The organism is Caldimonas taiwanensis NBRC 104434 (assembly GCF_001592165.1).
GTDB lineage: Bacteria > Pseudomonadota > Gammaproteobacteria > Burkholderiales > Burkholderiaceae_C > Caldimonas > Caldimonas manganoxidans.
Genome location: NZ_BCWK01000005.1, coordinates 84751 through 98024, shown reverse-complemented (window position 1 = coordinate 98024; position 13274 = coordinate 84751). Strand labels below are relative to the sequence as shown.

The 13274-nt window shown below is 68.1% G+C and carries 14 protein-coding genes; 10 read left to right on the top strand and 4 right to left on the bottom strand.

The features are described 5' to 3' along the window. The first annotated feature begins 2 nt into the window (after positions 1–2). From narJ to ubiT, 9 genes are all read left to right on the top strand, one after another. On the top strand, positions 3–683 hold the full coding sequence (narJ, locus tag CTA01S_RS06160; RefSeq protein WP_062193357.1) for a nitrate reductase molybdenum cofactor assembly chaperone: 681 nt from the start codon (positions 3–5) through the stop codon (positions 681–683). Next, complete coding sequence (gene narI / locus CTA01S_RS06155) at positions 680–1414, top strand: respiratory nitrate reductase subunit gamma (RefSeq protein ID WP_062193354.1); 735 nt, start codon at positions 680–682, stop codon at positions 1412–1414. The genes narJ and narI overlap by 4 nt, the downstream gene beginning before the upstream one ends. A gap of 13 nt (positions 1415–1427) precedes the next feature. After that, the gene (locus tag CTA01S_RS06150) at positions 1428–2237 is read left to right on the top strand and encodes a peptidylprolyl isomerase (RefSeq protein ID WP_062193351.1); all 810 of its coding nucleotides are present in this window, start codon (positions 1428–1430) and stop codon (positions 2235–2237) included. 19 nt (positions 2238–2256) lie between these two features. Continuing rightward, complete coding sequence (locus tag CTA01S_RS06145) at positions 2257–2952, top strand: carbonic anhydrase (protein WP_062193347.1); 696 nt, start codon at positions 2257–2259, stop codon at positions 2950–2952. Positions 2953–3042: 90 nt separating this feature from the next. Further along, entirely contained in the window at positions 3043–3486 is a 444-nt protein-coding gene (locus tag CTA01S_RS06140; protein ID WP_062193343.1) for a universal stress protein, read from the top strand. Positions 3487–3811: 325 nt separating this feature from the next. Then, entirely contained in the window at positions 3812–5107 is a 1296-nt protein-coding gene (locus CTA01S_RS06135; protein ID WP_062193338.1) for an NnrS family protein, read from the top strand. 160 nt (positions 5108–5267) lie between these two features. Continuing rightward, positions 5268–6284, top strand: coding sequence for a ubiquinone anaerobic biosynthesis protein UbiU (ubiU, locus tag CTA01S_RS06130; RefSeq protein WP_062193334.1), 1017 nt, complete (start codon positions 5268–5270; stop codon positions 6282–6284). Further along, positions 6281–7207, top strand: coding sequence for a U32 family peptidase (locus CTA01S_RS06125; RefSeq protein WP_062193329.1), 927 nt, complete (start codon positions 6281–6283; stop codon positions 7205–7207). Before ubiU ends, CTA01S_RS06125 begins: the two co-directional genes overlap by 4 nt. Continuing rightward, complete coding sequence (gene ubiT / locus CTA01S_RS06120) at positions 7204–7635, top strand: ubiquinone anaerobic biosynthesis accessory factor UbiT (protein WP_062193326.1); 432 nt, start codon at positions 7204–7206, stop codon at positions 7633–7635. Before CTA01S_RS06125 ends, ubiT begins: the two co-directional genes overlap by 4 nt. Here ubiT and CTA01S_RS06115 read toward each other — a convergent pair whose 3' ends face one another. The 4 genes from CTA01S_RS06115 to CTA01S_RS06100 are packed head-to-tail and all read right to left on the bottom strand — an operon-like array spanning position 7636 to position 9945. After that, a complete protein-coding gene (locus tag CTA01S_RS06115) occupies positions 7636–7968 on the bottom strand; it encodes a cupin domain-containing protein (RefSeq protein ID WP_019561166.1) in 333 nt (110 codons plus the stop codon). A gap of 49 nt (positions 7969–8017) precedes the next feature. Continuing rightward, the gene (locus CTA01S_RS06110) at positions 8018–9136 is read right to left on the bottom strand and encodes a DUF8744 domain-containing protein (protein ID WP_198150789.1); all 1119 of its coding nucleotides are present in this window, start codon (positions 9134–9136) and stop codon (positions 8018–8020) included. Next, positions 9133–9450: a metal-sulfur cluster assembly factor gene (locus tag CTA01S_RS06105; protein WP_062193318.1), complete on the bottom strand. Its 318-nt coding sequence runs from the start codon at positions 9448–9450 to the stop codon at positions 9133–9135. Before CTA01S_RS06105 ends, CTA01S_RS06110 begins: the two co-directional genes overlap by 4 nt. 48 nt (positions 9451–9498) lie before the next feature. After that, positions 9499–9945 (bottom strand): putative zinc-binding protein, encoded by a 447-nt coding sequence (locus tag CTA01S_RS06100; RefSeq protein WP_062193598.1) that lies wholly within the window; start codon positions 9943–9945, stop codon positions 9499–9501. 252 nt (positions 9946–10197) lie between these two features. Here CTA01S_RS06100 and CTA01S_RS06095 point away from each other — a divergent pair, with 252 nt between their 5' ends. Further along, positions 10198–13170, top strand: a complete 2973-nt coding sequence (locus CTA01S_RS06095; RefSeq protein ID WP_062193314.1) for an adenosylcobalamin-dependent ribonucleoside-diphosphate reductase — start codon at positions 10198–10200, stop codon at positions 13168–13170. The last annotated feature ends 104 nt before the right edge of the window (positions 13171–13274 follow it).

Genomic DNA, 13274 nt, shown 5'->3' with positions numbered 1-13274 from the left:
CGATGAAACGCTTTCCTTCCCGAAGCTGCCGTGCAGTGGCCTGTCTGCTGGGCTATCCGGACCACACGCTGCGCACTGGCCTCGACGAGATCGAGGCAGTGATCACCGAGGAGTCCGCACTCAGCAAAGAAGTCCGTGCCGGCCTGCAGGCCCTGATCCGGCAATTGCGCTGCGGCGACGCCTTCGAGGTCGAGGCCCGGTACGTGGACACCTTCGACCGGGGCCGCGCGACCTCGCTGCACTTGTTCGAGCACGTGCACGGAGACTCGCGAGACCGTGGCCCGGCGATGGTGGACTTGCTGCAGACCTACGAGCAGGCTGGCCTCTACCTGGTCCCTGGCGAACTGCCCGATTACCTGCCCGTGATCCTGGAATTCGCCGCCATGCAGGAGGCGGCGGTGGCGCGGGATTTCCTCGGCGAGATGGCGCACATCCTGAACGCCTTGCACAGCGCACTCGTGCAGCGGAAAAGCCCCTACGCGGCGGCGATTGCTGCGGTGTTGGAGATGGCGGGCGAGCCGGTCCAGCAGGTGGCCCTGCCGCCCGAAGAAGACCTGGACGACGCCTGGGCCGAGCCCCCAGCCTTTGATGGTTGCGCCACCCAGGGCCAGAACCGTCCGGGCCAGCCCCAGCCCATTCACATCGTTCGCAAGCCGGCACCTTCTCAAGGAGCACGTGCATGAAAGCCACCCTCGACTTCTTCGCCTTCGGCATTTACCCTTACATCTGCCTGGGAGTGTTCTTCGTCGGCAGCTTGCTGCGATTCGACCGCGACCAGTACACCTGGAAGAGCGATTCTTCACAACTGCTGCGCGCTGGCCAGTTGCGCTGGGGCAGTAACCTTTTCCACGCTGGGGTGCTCTTCCTCTTCTTCGGCCACTTCGTGGGCATGCTCACGCCGCACTTCCTGTACGAGCCCTTCATGAGTGCGGGTACCAAGCAGGTGCTGGCGATGACCGCGGGCGGCATCGCCGGCGTGCTGGCCCTCATCGGCGTGAGCCTGCTGCTGCACCGCCGCCTGTCGGACCCGCGCATTCGCGCCACGTCCAAGATCAGTGACATCGTGCTGTTGTGGCTGCTGTGGGTGCAGCTCGTGCTCGGCCTGGCCACCGTGCCGCTGTCGGCCCAGCACCTGGACGGCAGCGTGATGCTGGTGCTGGCCGAGTGGGCCCAGCGCATCGTCACTTTCCGTCCCGGCGCTGCCGAGCTGATGGCTGACATCTCCTGGGTCTTCCGGGCCCACATGCTGCTGGGCATGACGATGTTCTTGATTTTCCCGTTCACCCGCCTGGTGCATGTGTGGAGCGGTTTCGGCGCCATCGCCTACCTGCTGCGGCCTTACCAGGTAGTGCGCTCGCGCCGTCTGAACCTGCCGGCCGAACACCATACCCCGGCACGCCGCCCCTTGGCCTGAAGGAGACGATGCAATGACCACCGACACCTTGGGCCTCATGGCCCGCGTCAACGGCCGGCCGCTCCATGCCCCCGGCGAGGCGCTGCCGCCCGATGTGCTGCGCCAACGGGCCTGCACCGAGCTGCTGCGGCAGGCCGCGCAGGCTGCCGGCTTGCTCGACGCTGCTGACGAACCGGGCACCGACGGCGTGATCAGCGAAGCGGCCAGCGCGGCGATCGAGGCCCTACTCGAACGCGAGCTGGCGCTGCCCGAACCCTCGGAGGAAGCGCTGCGGCGCCACTATGAGGCCCACGCCGCCCAGTACCGTGAAGGCGAGCGGGTGCGCGCCCGCCACATCCTGTTCGCCGTGACGCCCGGCGTGGACGTGAAGGCCCTGCGCCTAAAGGCCGAGAGCGTGCTGCTGGAGCTGCGCTGCCATGACGAAGGTCAGACCGAGGCCGATCGGGATCGGCGCTTTGCCCAGGCGGCGCAGGAATGGTCGAACTGCCCCAGCAGTGTGCAAGGCGGCGTGATCGGTGACGACGAGGGGTGGCTGCGCGCGGCCGACTGCGCCCCCGAGTTCGCCCGCGAGATCTTCGGGCACACCGAGGTGGGTGTGCTGCCCCGCCTGGTGCACAGCCGCTTCGGCCTGCATGTGGTGGAGGTGCTGCAGCGCCAGGTCGGCCGCCCCCAGCCTTTCGAGAGGGTGCGCGGCGCCGTGCGCCTGGCATTGCAGCAGCAGGCCTACGTGACCGCGCTGCGCCAGTACCTGCGTCTGCTGGCGGGTCAGGCCGAACTCGTCGGGGTGGTGCTCGACGCCGCCGAAACGCCCCTGGTGCAGTAGGGAGCAGGGGAGTGCGGCCATGCCCGACGAGCTGATCGCCCGCCTGCGTCGTTTCCACGACGACTACTTCCCTCGGCATCAGGCGCGGTTTCGCGACTTGGTGGACCAGGGGCAGCATCCCACCACGCTGTTCATCGGCTGCTCGGACTCCCGGCTCGTGCCTTACTTGCTCACCGGGGCAGGACCGGGCGAGCTGTTCATCGTGCGCAACGTGGGCGCGCTGGTACCGCCGTACGACGGCAGCCATGGACACCATGGCACGACCGCAGCCATCGAATTTGCCGTGCTCAATCTGCATGTGTCGCGCATCGTGGTGTGCGGCCACAGCCATTGCGGCGCCATGAAGGCCTTGTACGAGGAGATCTCGCCCGAAGCCCCCAACCTGGCCCGCTGGCTCGACCTGGCCCGTGAGGCGGCCCTGCCGGTGCAGCCCAGCCCCGAAGCCCTGCGCCGCACCGAGCAGCGTGCCGTGGTGCTGCAACTCGAGCGCCTGATGGACTATCCGATGGTGCGTTCACGGGTCGAGTCCGGAAAGATCACGCTGCATGGATGGCACTACGTGATCGAGGACGGCGAGGTGCATGTGTTCGACGTGCGGGTTGGTGGCTTCGTGCCGGCCTCGCGGTCCGAGCACAGCGGTACCGGGCCGTACGTACCGGCCGAGCAGGACGTGTGCTTTAACGAGATCGACAGCCGACTGCACCCGTCCCGTTGACCGCGGGCTTGACGTGGAGCAAGCCGCGGCTGGGGTGCCCGGCATAGAGTGTTTCCGAGGGCCCAAGGCGGGCTCGGACGGAGGTTTCCTATGTTCGATCATTTGCTCGTACCCGTCGATGGCGGCGACCTCAGCGACAAGGCCATGCACGCCGGCCTGACCCTGGCCAGGCGCCTGGGGGCCCGTGTGACCGGCTTCATCGTCGAGCCCTTTGCCCCACCCCCCGCTAGCATTGGCGAAGGTTATGCTTACCAGCGCATCACCAAGACCCATGACGAATCGGTGCGTGCACATGCCGACGAAGTGCTCGGTCGCTTCGAGCGTCTTGCTGCCGAGGCGGGAGTGCCCTTCCAGCGCGTGAGTGTGCAGGCCAACAACGTCGAGGATGCCATCGTCGATGCTGCAGTCCAACACCAGTGCGATCTCATTGTGATGGTCACGCACGGCCGCGGTGTCTTCGGAGAGCTCCTGTGGGGCTCGCACACCAAGAACCTGATGTCGCGCACGAAACTGCCCGTGCTTGTGCTGCATTGACGATGTTCCATTGAGCAGGGTCAATACCCTGCCGGCAGGGGCCGCGTACCTTCACACCTCCATCAAGAGGTGCGTCCATGTCAGAAGTCTCGTCTTCCGTCGGACCCGCGTTGGCCGGCAGCGTGGCCGGCCTGCTGGCACGTGCGATGGCCGGTTCTGCAAGGACCACCAGAGCTGGCGGCCGCCCTGCGCGACGACGTGAAAATGGGTCTCGTCTTTCGAGGTGTGGTCCCTGCCTTTTGGTGACCAGATCCGCAGCGTGCGCGGATCTGGTCGAGCGTCTGCTGACACCGTCAACTGCTGTGGCCTGAGACGAGGAGCCGGCATGCGTTTCACTCCCAATCAGTCTCTGATCGCAAGTCCCCATCCTTCACCGCTGGAACGCCAGCGTTCGCGTTGGCAATGGTCCTGGCTGCTGGCTTCCCCCCACCGTTTGGGCTTTTTTGCTGGTGCGGTGATGCTGTCGGTAAGCGCCGTGTGGTGGCTGCTCGTGCTGGCGGCGCGCTTGGGCCATGGGCCCGCGCTGCCGTGGGCCCTGTCGCCGAGCCTCGCCCATGCGCTGCTCATGGGCTTTGGCTTCATGCCACTCTTCTTCACGGGTTTTCTCTTCACCGCCGGACCGAAGTGGCTGGGCCTGCCGCCGGTGGCGGCACGGCGGATGCTGTCGCCGCTGTTGGCCAGCCTGAGTGGTTGGGCTGTCTTCCTGATGGGGGTGCACACACTGGCACCCTTGGCGGCGATTGGCCTGGGCGCCGTGGCCTGGGGCTGGACCGAGTTCACCTGGCAGTTTGCGGGCCTGGTGCGCGCAAGCCGCGTGCCCGACCGCGCGCACGCGAAGGTGGTACTGGGGGCCAGCATCATCGGCGTGGCGAGCCTGTGGGCCGCCGCGGCGGGATTGGCCATGGACGAACCTGGCTGGAGCCTGGCGGCCCTGGGGGTGGGCTTGTGGTGGTTCATCGCGCCGGTGTACGCGGCCGTGCTGCACCGCATGATTCCCTTCTTCACGGCGGCGGCCCTGCCGGTGCTCGATGCCTGGCGGCCAATGTGGCTACTGTGGGTCTGGCTGGCCGTGCTTGGTGCCCAGCCCTTGCTCGGGCCCTGGGCGCGTGCGTCCGACCTGGGCACGGCGTTTGCTGTGGGTTTCAACCTGTGCGCCGGGGCAGGCGCCTTGTGGCTGGCCGTGCGCTGGGGTCTGGTGCAAAGCCTGAAGGTGCGACTGCTGGCCATGCTGCACTTGGGCTTCGTCTGGCTGGGGGTGGCCCTGGTGCTACAGGCCCTGTCACAAGCCCTTTGGTGGGTGAGTGATCGCAGCCTGGATCTCAGCCTTGCGGCACTGCATGCCCTGACGCTCGGCTTCCTGGGCTCCATCCTCCTGGCCATGGCCACACGCGTGTCCTGTGGGCATGGCGGACGCACGCTGGCGGCCGACAACATCGCCTGGGGCCTGTTCTGGGGCCTGCAGGCTGCGGTGGTGCTGCGCCTGATCGGGGCCACCCACTGGAACGGTTCGACCGAGCTGGTGGGTGTGGCCGCGTTCGTGTGGGAGGTCGTGGCTGTGAGTTGGAGCCTGCGTTATGGCCGCTGGTATGGCCGTCCACGGGCCGACGGGCGGCCGGGCTGACAGGAGGGAAGTTCTCCCGAAGCGGGGACGGACTGCGCCGATTCGGGCTGGACCGCAAGCCCCGGCCTCGCCTGGACGCATGCCTTTGACAGCCGACAAACCCCCACGGTTCTGGGCTGCTTAAAGTCGGTCCATCTTCTGAACCGTTTGGCTTCGCGCAATGTCTGCTCCTGCCACCAAACCCCAGCTCGTCTGCCCGGCCGGCTCGTTGAGGGCCCTCACGCTCGCCGTCGATGCCGGCGCCGATGCCGTCTACCTGGGCCTGAAGGACGCGACCAATGCGCGCAACTTCGCCGGACTGAACTTCGACCTGGCCCAGGCGCGCGAGGGCATCGCCTACGCCCACCGGCGGGGCGCCCAGGTGCTGATGGCGCTGAACACCTATGCCGATGCGCGTGAGCCCGAGCGTTGGTACCGGGCTGTGGACGTGGCGGCCGAGCTGGGCGTCGATGCGCTGATCTGCGCAGACGTGGCGGTGCTGGCCTACGCGCGAGACCATCAGCCCTCGCTGCGCCTGCACCTGTCGGTGCAGGCCTCGGCCACCACCTACGAGGCCATCGAGTTCTATCGGGAGCGCTACGGCATCCAGCGAGCGGTGCTCCCGCGTGTGCTTACCTTGTCGCAGGTGGGCCATGTGGCGCGTCGCACCCGGGCCGAGGTCGAGGTCTTTGGCTTCGGCAGCTTATGCGTAATGGTCGAGGGCCGCTGTGCGCTGTCGTCGTATGTCACCGGCCAGTCGCCCAACACCGCGGGTGTATGTTCGCCGCCGTCGGCCGTGAGATGGTCCGATGCACCTCAGGGCGTGCAGGCGCGGCTGAACGGCGTGCTGATCGACGTGTACGCGCCGGATGAGCCGCGTGGCTATCCCACGCTGTGCAAAGGCCGCTTCCACGTCGAGGGCGTGCGTGACTATGCACTGGAGGAACCCACCAGCCTCAACACCCTGGCCGTGCTTCCCCAGTTGATGGAGATGGGCGTGGCCGCCATCAAGATCGAAGGTCGCCAGCGCAGCCCCGCCTACGTCGAGCAGGTCACGCGCGTGTGGCGTCAGGCCATCGACCACTGCGCCGCGCAGCCGGCGCGCTACGCCGTCCAGCCCCAGTGGGTGGCCGACCTGGGCCGCTGGGCCGAAGGCCAGCAGCACACCCTCGGCGCGTACAACAGGCCCTGGCAATGAGCAACGATCGCATCGCCTTCACCGTCGGACCGGTGCTGTACTACTGGCCGCGCAAGACCCTCATCGAGTTCTATGCCGGGATTGCCGAATCGCCCGCCGACACCGTGGTGCTGGGGGAGGTGGTGTGCTCGCGCCGCCATGAGATGAAGCTCGACGACTGGTGCGATCTCGCGCGCGATCTGGCAGCTGCAGGCAAGGAAGTGGTGCTGGCCAGCCAGGCACTGATCGAATCGGAAGCCGAGCTGCGCAGCCTGCGCCGTATGGCCGAGCAGGGCGACTTCCTGGTGGAAGCTGGCGATGCCTCGGCGTTGCGCCTGTTGGCCGGCCGGCCTTTCGTGCTGGGACCGCATGTCAACGTCTACAGCCGCCCCGCGCTGGCCGAGCATGCCCGCCTGGGCGCTGTGCGCTGGGTGGCGCCGCTGGAGCTGCCGCTTGACGCCATCGCGCGCATCAACCCGCCGGAGCAACCGGTGTGCACCTTGCGCAACGAGCCGTTGGTCACCGAGGTCTTTGGCTTCGGGCGCCTGCCGCTGGCGTTTTCGGCGCGATGCTTCACAGCCCGTCACTACCACCTACCCAAGGACGAATGCGGCTTCCGCTGCATCGAGCATCCCGATGGCCTGCTGCTGTCCACCACCGAAGGCGAGCCCTTCCTGGCGCTCAACGGCATCCAGACCCAGTCGGCCGCCCAGCACTGTCTGATCGGCGAAGCCCAGGCCTTGCGCGCCGCAGGCGTGCGTCGAGTGCGCCTGTCGCCGTGCAGCCAGCGCTTCATCGAGGTGCTGCACTGGTTTGACCGGGTCTATCACCAGGGCACACGGGTCGATGAGGCCCGCATCGCCCTGGACGCCCTGAGCCTGCCCGGTGGACTCGTCAACGGCTTTGCCCACCGGCAGGCCGGATTGCAGCAGGTGTTTGCATGAGTGCGTCCTCCGTTTCGGTCCGTTGGCCCGCACCGCCCCAAGCCCTGCGTGCACTGGTGCAGCGCCTGCCCATCCGCCCGCCGTCGCAGGTGCTGGCACTGGCGCTCAACCGGCTGCTGCGGCCCCGCCTGGGTGAGGCTGAGCGCGCCTTGCTGTCGCACCGCGTCGTCGAGATTGTCGTGTCCGATCTGGGCCTGCGTTGCCGGCTGCGCCTGGACGAACGCGGCTTTCACCCGGCGAGCGACGGCGGCGAGGTGACGCTGCGCATCGCCGCCGATGCGGCCAGCTACCTGCGCCTCATGTGCGGGCAGGAGGATGCCGATCGCCTCTTTTTCGAGCGCGCCCTGGTGATGGAAGGCGACACCGAGTACGGCCTCATCCTGAAGAACACGCTCGATGCGCTGGGACCCCTGTGGCCACCGCGCTGATCAGAGGCCGCCCAGCCGCACGGTGACCAGCAGCGAGCAATCGGTGCGCGCGTGTACGGCGTGCGGCTCGCCGCCGGGCAGCAGGAGGAGCTGCTGTGCCTTCAGCACCCGCTCGCCCTCGGTGGTGGTCACCAGCGCTTCGCCTTCCAGTCCTTGGATGGTGATCTCGCCCGGCACCTGGTGCTCGGGCAGCGACTGACCGGCGCGCAGCACCACCCGCATCAGTTGCAGCTGCGCCGTCTTGATGAGGCTGGTGCTGGGTGTCTGCGCGATGGCTGCGCCGAGGGGCTGCAGGTCGATCACGTCGCGGGCTTGGGCATGGGGCAGGGCCATCGTGCACTCCTGGAAGCAAAGACCATCATGAACTGACGGGCGCTCTCGTTCAAGCCTTTGTCCCTGTCCACATGCTGGCGACCATGGCGAGTGCAAACCAGCCGATGGCCACTGCATGCCCGGCAGCAGCCCAAGACAGCGCGCTTGCATGACCAGCCATCAAGCCGACGATGCGCAACACCAGGCTGGCACTGAGCACCACGATGGCCCCACGCGCCCAGGCTACGTAGGCAGGCCGCACTTTGGCCAGGGCCGGCAGGATGATGGGGGCGTGACCGAACACCATTGCAAACACGAAGCCCAGCCACAGTGCATGGCCAGCGGCCTGAGTGGCGGTGGGCACATTGGCCAGTCCGGCCAGCCCCAGCAGCGCTGCGATGCCCAGCCAGCCGTACCCGATGCACAGGCACTGGGCTGTGTGCCCAGGCCACTGCTTCGCCGCCCACTGGCGCGGTGCGAAGTCCCAGCGCAGCAGCCACACGGCCAGGGCCGCGCACGCGCCCCACCACATCGCCGTGGCCATGGCCCGGCCTCCGGTGCCTGCCAGGGCATCGGCCAGCCCCAGCAGCACCGCTGTCAGGGCCGCTCCTACCATCACGACAAAGCCCACACGAACGCCCCGGGGCAGCCGTCGCATCTGCATCAGCTCGCGCCTTTCACCCGCAATCGTCAGCACCAGGAAGGCCATCCACGCATGCAAGGCCGCTTCGGGGGCGTTCAAGGCCCAGGCTGCCACGCCCAGCCCCCAGCAGGCCGCGCCCAGGGCCTCGACGGCCAGGTGCAGCGACCAGGCCCGCGTGTGACCGGCCCACAGGTAGAGCCCCACCAAACCGCCACTGGCCAGCCCCCACAGCCCCAAGGCCAGGGATGCGCTGCCAATGGCCCAGGCGGCCAAGCCGCCCAGCCCCGCCAGCAGTGGCACGGCGTAGCCCCAGGCGTGGCGCAGGGCCACGGCCCGCTCCAGCGAGATGAGCGCGCCGAAGAACCCGCAGACCATCACTGCACCATGCAGGCTCATAGCGCCAGGGGCCGCGCCGCCCCAGCCCAGGCGCGCCAGGCCGCCGCCCAGGCCTTGGAGCAGGTTGGCCGCGGCCAGCAGCGCGCACCACGCCACGGCCATGCGACGCAGGGTCACACCTGACGACGACGAGGCCACGGAGGGTTTCACCAGCCGAAGCGCGCCTTCAGCGCCGGGCTCAGCCGCTGCGGGCTCCAGGGCGTGTCCCAGTCCATCTGCACATCCACGGGCAGGCCATCGGGGCAGGCCCGGCGCAGCGCCTCGGTGACGTCTTCGATCATCACATCGGCCATCGGACAGGTGGCGCTGGTGGGGATGAGCGTCACCTGCACACCTTGGGGGCTGCTGCGGATCGATTCCACAAGGCCCAGGTCCACGATGCTTTCGCCGATCTCGGGGTCGCGCACTTCCTGCAGCACGGCGCGCAGCGCGGCTTCATCAGGCGGGTTGGAAGCAGGTGTCATGTCAGGATCGGTATCAGGTGCCCATCATCGCTTCGCCACCGCCGGCATTCAAGCCCCCGCGCAGCGGCAGGCCCCAGTGCCACCACCTCCTGACGAGCCGGGCGCGGCCAGGGCGTTCATGGCCTGCACGCGTTCGCGTATCTCGAGATAGACCACCTCGGCCTGGCGGACGTCGAAGTCCGCGTGATAGGTTTTGCGCACCCCTTGTTCGCCCAGCTGCACGTGCGCCGTGGGGGCAATGCCGTGGCGGGCCAGGCTGTGGCGCACGCAGGCCAGTGCGCAACCGTCGATGGCTAGGATGGGGCGTCTCATCTGCGCCGCTTCCTTCAATTTGCGCACCAGTGGTGGCACGTCACCGCCCACGCCGGCGATGCATGACATCTCCGCAAGGCCTTCGTGGTCCAGGCGCAGCGCGAGGTGGTTGGCCATCTGCGCCACGCTGGAGCAGCCGGAGCAGAAATATACGAGGGTGAGCGCATCGTTGGGGCGGGCCATGTCCATGGGGTCCTTCACGCGTGGTGGACGGACTGTGAATCTAACAACCCGAAGACAGCATGGAATTGCACTGCGTCAAGCCCCGAAGCGTCCCGCGCCCGACACGGGCACTTGTGACTCACATCAACCGATCGCCGTCTGCCTTGACGTACCGTGCGCTGCGTTGCACCGACCCTGCCGCCGAAGCGGCCGCCCCTCGACAGCCGCGGCCAAACCGAATTCAATGTCATCCAGGTCCGTCCAGGAGGTCCCATGCAAGACACCTCGTCCCGAACCCATGCCGTCGTCTCCAACCTGCCTGCCCAGGCCATCAGCGAGGAGGTGTTGCTCGAGAAATACGCCAAGGGCCAGGAGCGCACGCTGGACGATGTGCGGGCGCGGGTGGCGCGGGCCCTGGCCGAGGTCGAGGCGCCCGAGCAGCGCGCTGCATGGCAGCAGCGCTTCTTCGAGGCTCAGCGCCAAGGCTTCATCCCGGCCGGACGCATCTTGTCGGCCGCCGGCACCGAGCTGCGCGCCACGCTGATCAATTGCTTCGTGCAGCCCGTGGGGGATTCCATTTCGCACCCGGACGAAGGCCATCCCGGTATTTACACGGCGCTGACCGAAGCGGCCGAAACCATGCGCCGGGGCGGTGGCGTGGGCTATGACTTTTCGCGCATCCGCCCGCGCGGCGCCTGGGTGGGCGGCACCCAATCCAGCGCGTCTGGGCCGGTGAGCTACATGCGCGTGTTCGATCGGTCGTGCGAGACGGTGGAATCGGCCGGCGCCCGGCGTGGCGCGCAGATGGGCGTGCTGCGCTGCGACCACCCCGACGTCGAGGAATTCATCCATGCCAAGGACAGCGGCGACCTGCGCAACTTCAACCTCTCGGTGGCCGTGACCGATGCCTTCATGCAGGCCGTCGAGGCGGACGCCGAGATCGAGTTGGTCCACCGTGCCGAGCCCGGCCCGGCGCAAAAGGCCGCTGGCGCCTTCCAGCGCGCCGATGGCCTGTGGGTGTATCGCCGAGTGGCTGCGCGCGAGCTGTGGGATCAGATCATGCGCTCCACTTACGACCATGCCGAGCCTGGGGTGCTGTTCATCGACCGCATCAACCAGGACAACAACCTGGGTTATTGCGAGACGATCGTCAGCACGAACCCGTGCGCCGAGCAACCGCTGCCCCCCTACGGCTGCTGCTGCCTGGGTTCCATTGATCTCACACGCTTCGTGCGCGAGCCCTTCGAGCCCGGGGCTTCCTTCGACGAAGCGGCCTTTGCCCAGCTGTGCCGGGTGGCCGTGCGCATGCTCGACAACGTGCTGGAGGTGACCTACTGGCCGCTGCCGCAGCAGCAGGAGGAGGCCCGCCGCAAGCGCCGCGTGGGCCTGGGCTTCACCGGTCTGGGCGATGCCCTGGTGATGCTGGGCCTTCGCTACGACACGCCCGAGGCACGCGCCACCGCGCGTCGCATCAGCGAGGTGATGCGCGATGCGGCCTACGAGGCCTCGGTGGCCCTCGCCCAGGAGCGCGGCCCCTTTCCGCTGTTCAATGCCGATCTCTACCTCTCCCGTGGGGCCTTCGCCTCGCGCTTGCCGCAGCCGCTGAAAGACCGCATCCGCGCCCACGGCATTCGCAACTCCCACCTGCTGTCGATCGCGCCCACCGGCACCATCAGCCTGGCCTTTGCCGACAACGCCAGCAATGGCATCGAGCCGGCCTTCAGCTGGACCTACACGCGCAAAAAGCGCATGCCCGATGGCACCTTCAAGGAATACCTGGTCGAGGACCATGCCTGGCGTCTGTACCGCCATCTCAAAGGCGAGGACGCCCCCCTCACCGAAGCCTTCGTCACTGCGCTGCAAATGAGTGCGGCGGCTCATCAGGAGATGGTGGCCGCGGTCGCACCGTTCATCGACACCTCGATCTCCAAGACGGTCAATGTGCCGGCCGACTATCCTTATGCCGACTTCCAAGACCTTTACTGGCGCGCCTGGAAGTCCGGCCTCAAAGGGCTGTCCACCTACCGGCCCAATGCGGTGCTCGGCTCGGTGCTGAGCGTGGCGCCCACCGCGCCCCAGCCGCAGGCGTTGTTGCCTGACGACGCCAACCGCCGCATGGCGCTCGACCGCCTGCCCGCCCCCGTGCTGGCTTCATTGCGCTGGCCCGGCCGGCCGGAGCTGCCCGCAGGCAACCCGGCCTGGACGTACATGATTCGCCACCCCTTCGGCGAGTTCGCTCTCTTCGTGGGCGAGATCACCGAAGCGCTGACGGCCGCTCAGCCCGCCGGCTTGCAGGCCGGCGGTCGCTCGTCAGACGCGGGCGAGTCCGCAGGGACTCCCGCGGTCCGGACTCGCCCCTTCGAAGTGTGGGTCAACGGCGCCGAGCAGCCGCGCGGCCTGGGCGCCATGGCCAAGACCCTGTCGATGGACCTGCGCGCCAATGACAGCGCCTGGCTGCAACTCAAGCTCGACGCCCTGGCCACCGTGGCCGAGGAACGGGCCTTCGACATGCCTTTCCCGCCGCACGGCGAACCACGGCGTTTCCCGGGCGTGGTCGCGGCCATGGCGGCGGTCATCCGTTGGCGTTGCGAACAGCTGGGCGTGTGGAAGGACGGCGCCCTGCGGCGCGCCACGCCGGTGCTCGATGCCATGTTCAGCCGGGAGGAGCCCCGCACCGGCACCTCGGGCACGCTGGCCTGGTCGGTGGACATCGACAACCCGGCCACGGGCGAGTCCTTCACGCTCACGCTCAAGGAAGTGACCTTGCCCGGCCCCGACGGCGCACCCGTCACCCGACCTTGCGCCATGGGCCTGTCGGGCAACTACCCGCGCGCCCTGGATGGCCTGGCCCGGGTGCTGTCGCTGGACATGCGCGTCATCGACCCGGCCTGGATCGGCATGAAGCTGCGCAAGCTGCTCAACTATGCCGAGCCCCTGGGGCACTTCATGGCCTTCGTGCCCGGCCTGCCCCACGGCGAGCGGCGCCAGCAGACCTGGCCGTCCACCGTGGCCTACATGGCCCGCCTCATCATCCACCGCTACGCGATGCTGGGCGTGCTCGATGAACAGGGCTTTCCGGTGCGCGAGATGGGCATCCTGCAGGCGCCGCAGGCCGAGGGCGTTGCGCCCAAGGCCGCGGCCCCCATGGCCGGCAGCCGCTGCCCCGAATGCGGCAACCTGACGGTCATCCACAAAGACGGCTGCGATTTCTGCACGGCCTGTGGGTATACCGGGACCTGCGGGTGAGATCGTCGCAGCGGACCTTCGCCGGTGGCGTGCCGTCCTGCGCACCGTGCCGCTGCGGCTCAACCCTGCGAGTCGCGCGGTACAGTCCTGGGCCGAGCGACTCG

Excerpts from the sequence above, each read along its gene's own strand:
- CTA01S_RS06135 (WP_062193338.1), top strand. The coding sequence starts at position 3,812 with ATGCGTTTCACTCCCAATCAGTCTCTGATCGCAAGTCCCCATCCTTCA.
- CTA01S_RS06145 (WP_062193347.1), top strand. The coding sequence starts at position 2,257 with ATGCCCGACGAGCTGATCGCCCGCCTGCGTCGTTTCCACGACGACTAC.
- CTA01S_RS06140 (WP_062193343.1), top strand. The coding sequence starts at position 3,043 with ATGTTCGATCATTTGCTCGTACCCGTCGATGGCGGCGACCTCAGCGAC.
- CTA01S_RS06115 (WP_019561166.1), bottom strand. The coding sequence starts at position 7,968 with ATGGCCCTGCCCCATGCCCAAGCCCGCGACGTGATCGACCTGCAGCCC.
- narI (WP_062193354.1), top strand. The coding sequence starts at position 680 with ATGAAAGCCACCCTCGACTTCTTCGCCTTCGGCATTTACCCTTACATC.
- CTA01S_RS06125 (WP_062193329.1), top strand. The coding sequence starts at position 6,281 with ATGAGCAACGATCGCATCGCCTTCACCGTCGGACCGGTGCTGTACTAC.
- CTA01S_RS06100 (WP_062193598.1), bottom strand. The coding sequence starts at position 9,945 with ATGGCCCGCCCCAACGATGCGCTCACCCTCGTATATTTCTGCTCCGGC.
- ubiT (WP_062193326.1), top strand. The coding sequence starts at position 7,204 with ATGAGTGCGTCCTCCGTTTCGGTCCGTTGGCCCGCACCGCCCCAAGCC.
- CTA01S_RS06105 (WP_062193318.1), bottom strand. The coding sequence starts at position 9,450 with ATGACACCTGCTTCCAACCCGCCTGATGAAGCCGCGCTGCGCGCCGTG.
- CTA01S_RS06150 (WP_062193351.1), top strand. The coding sequence starts at position 1,428 with ATGACCACCGACACCTTGGGCCTCATGGCCCGCGTCAACGGCCGGCCG.
- ubiU (WP_062193334.1), top strand. The coding sequence starts at position 5,268 with ATGTCTGCTCCTGCCACCAAACCCCAGCTCGTCTGCCCGGCCGGCTCG.
- CTA01S_RS06095 (WP_062193314.1), top strand. The coding sequence starts at position 10,198 with ATGCAAGACACCTCGTCCCGAACCCATGCCGTCGTCTCCAACCTGCCT.
- narJ (WP_062193357.1), top strand. The coding sequence starts at position 3 with ATGAAACGCTTTCCTTCCCGAAGCTGCCGTGCAGTGGCCTGTCTGCTG.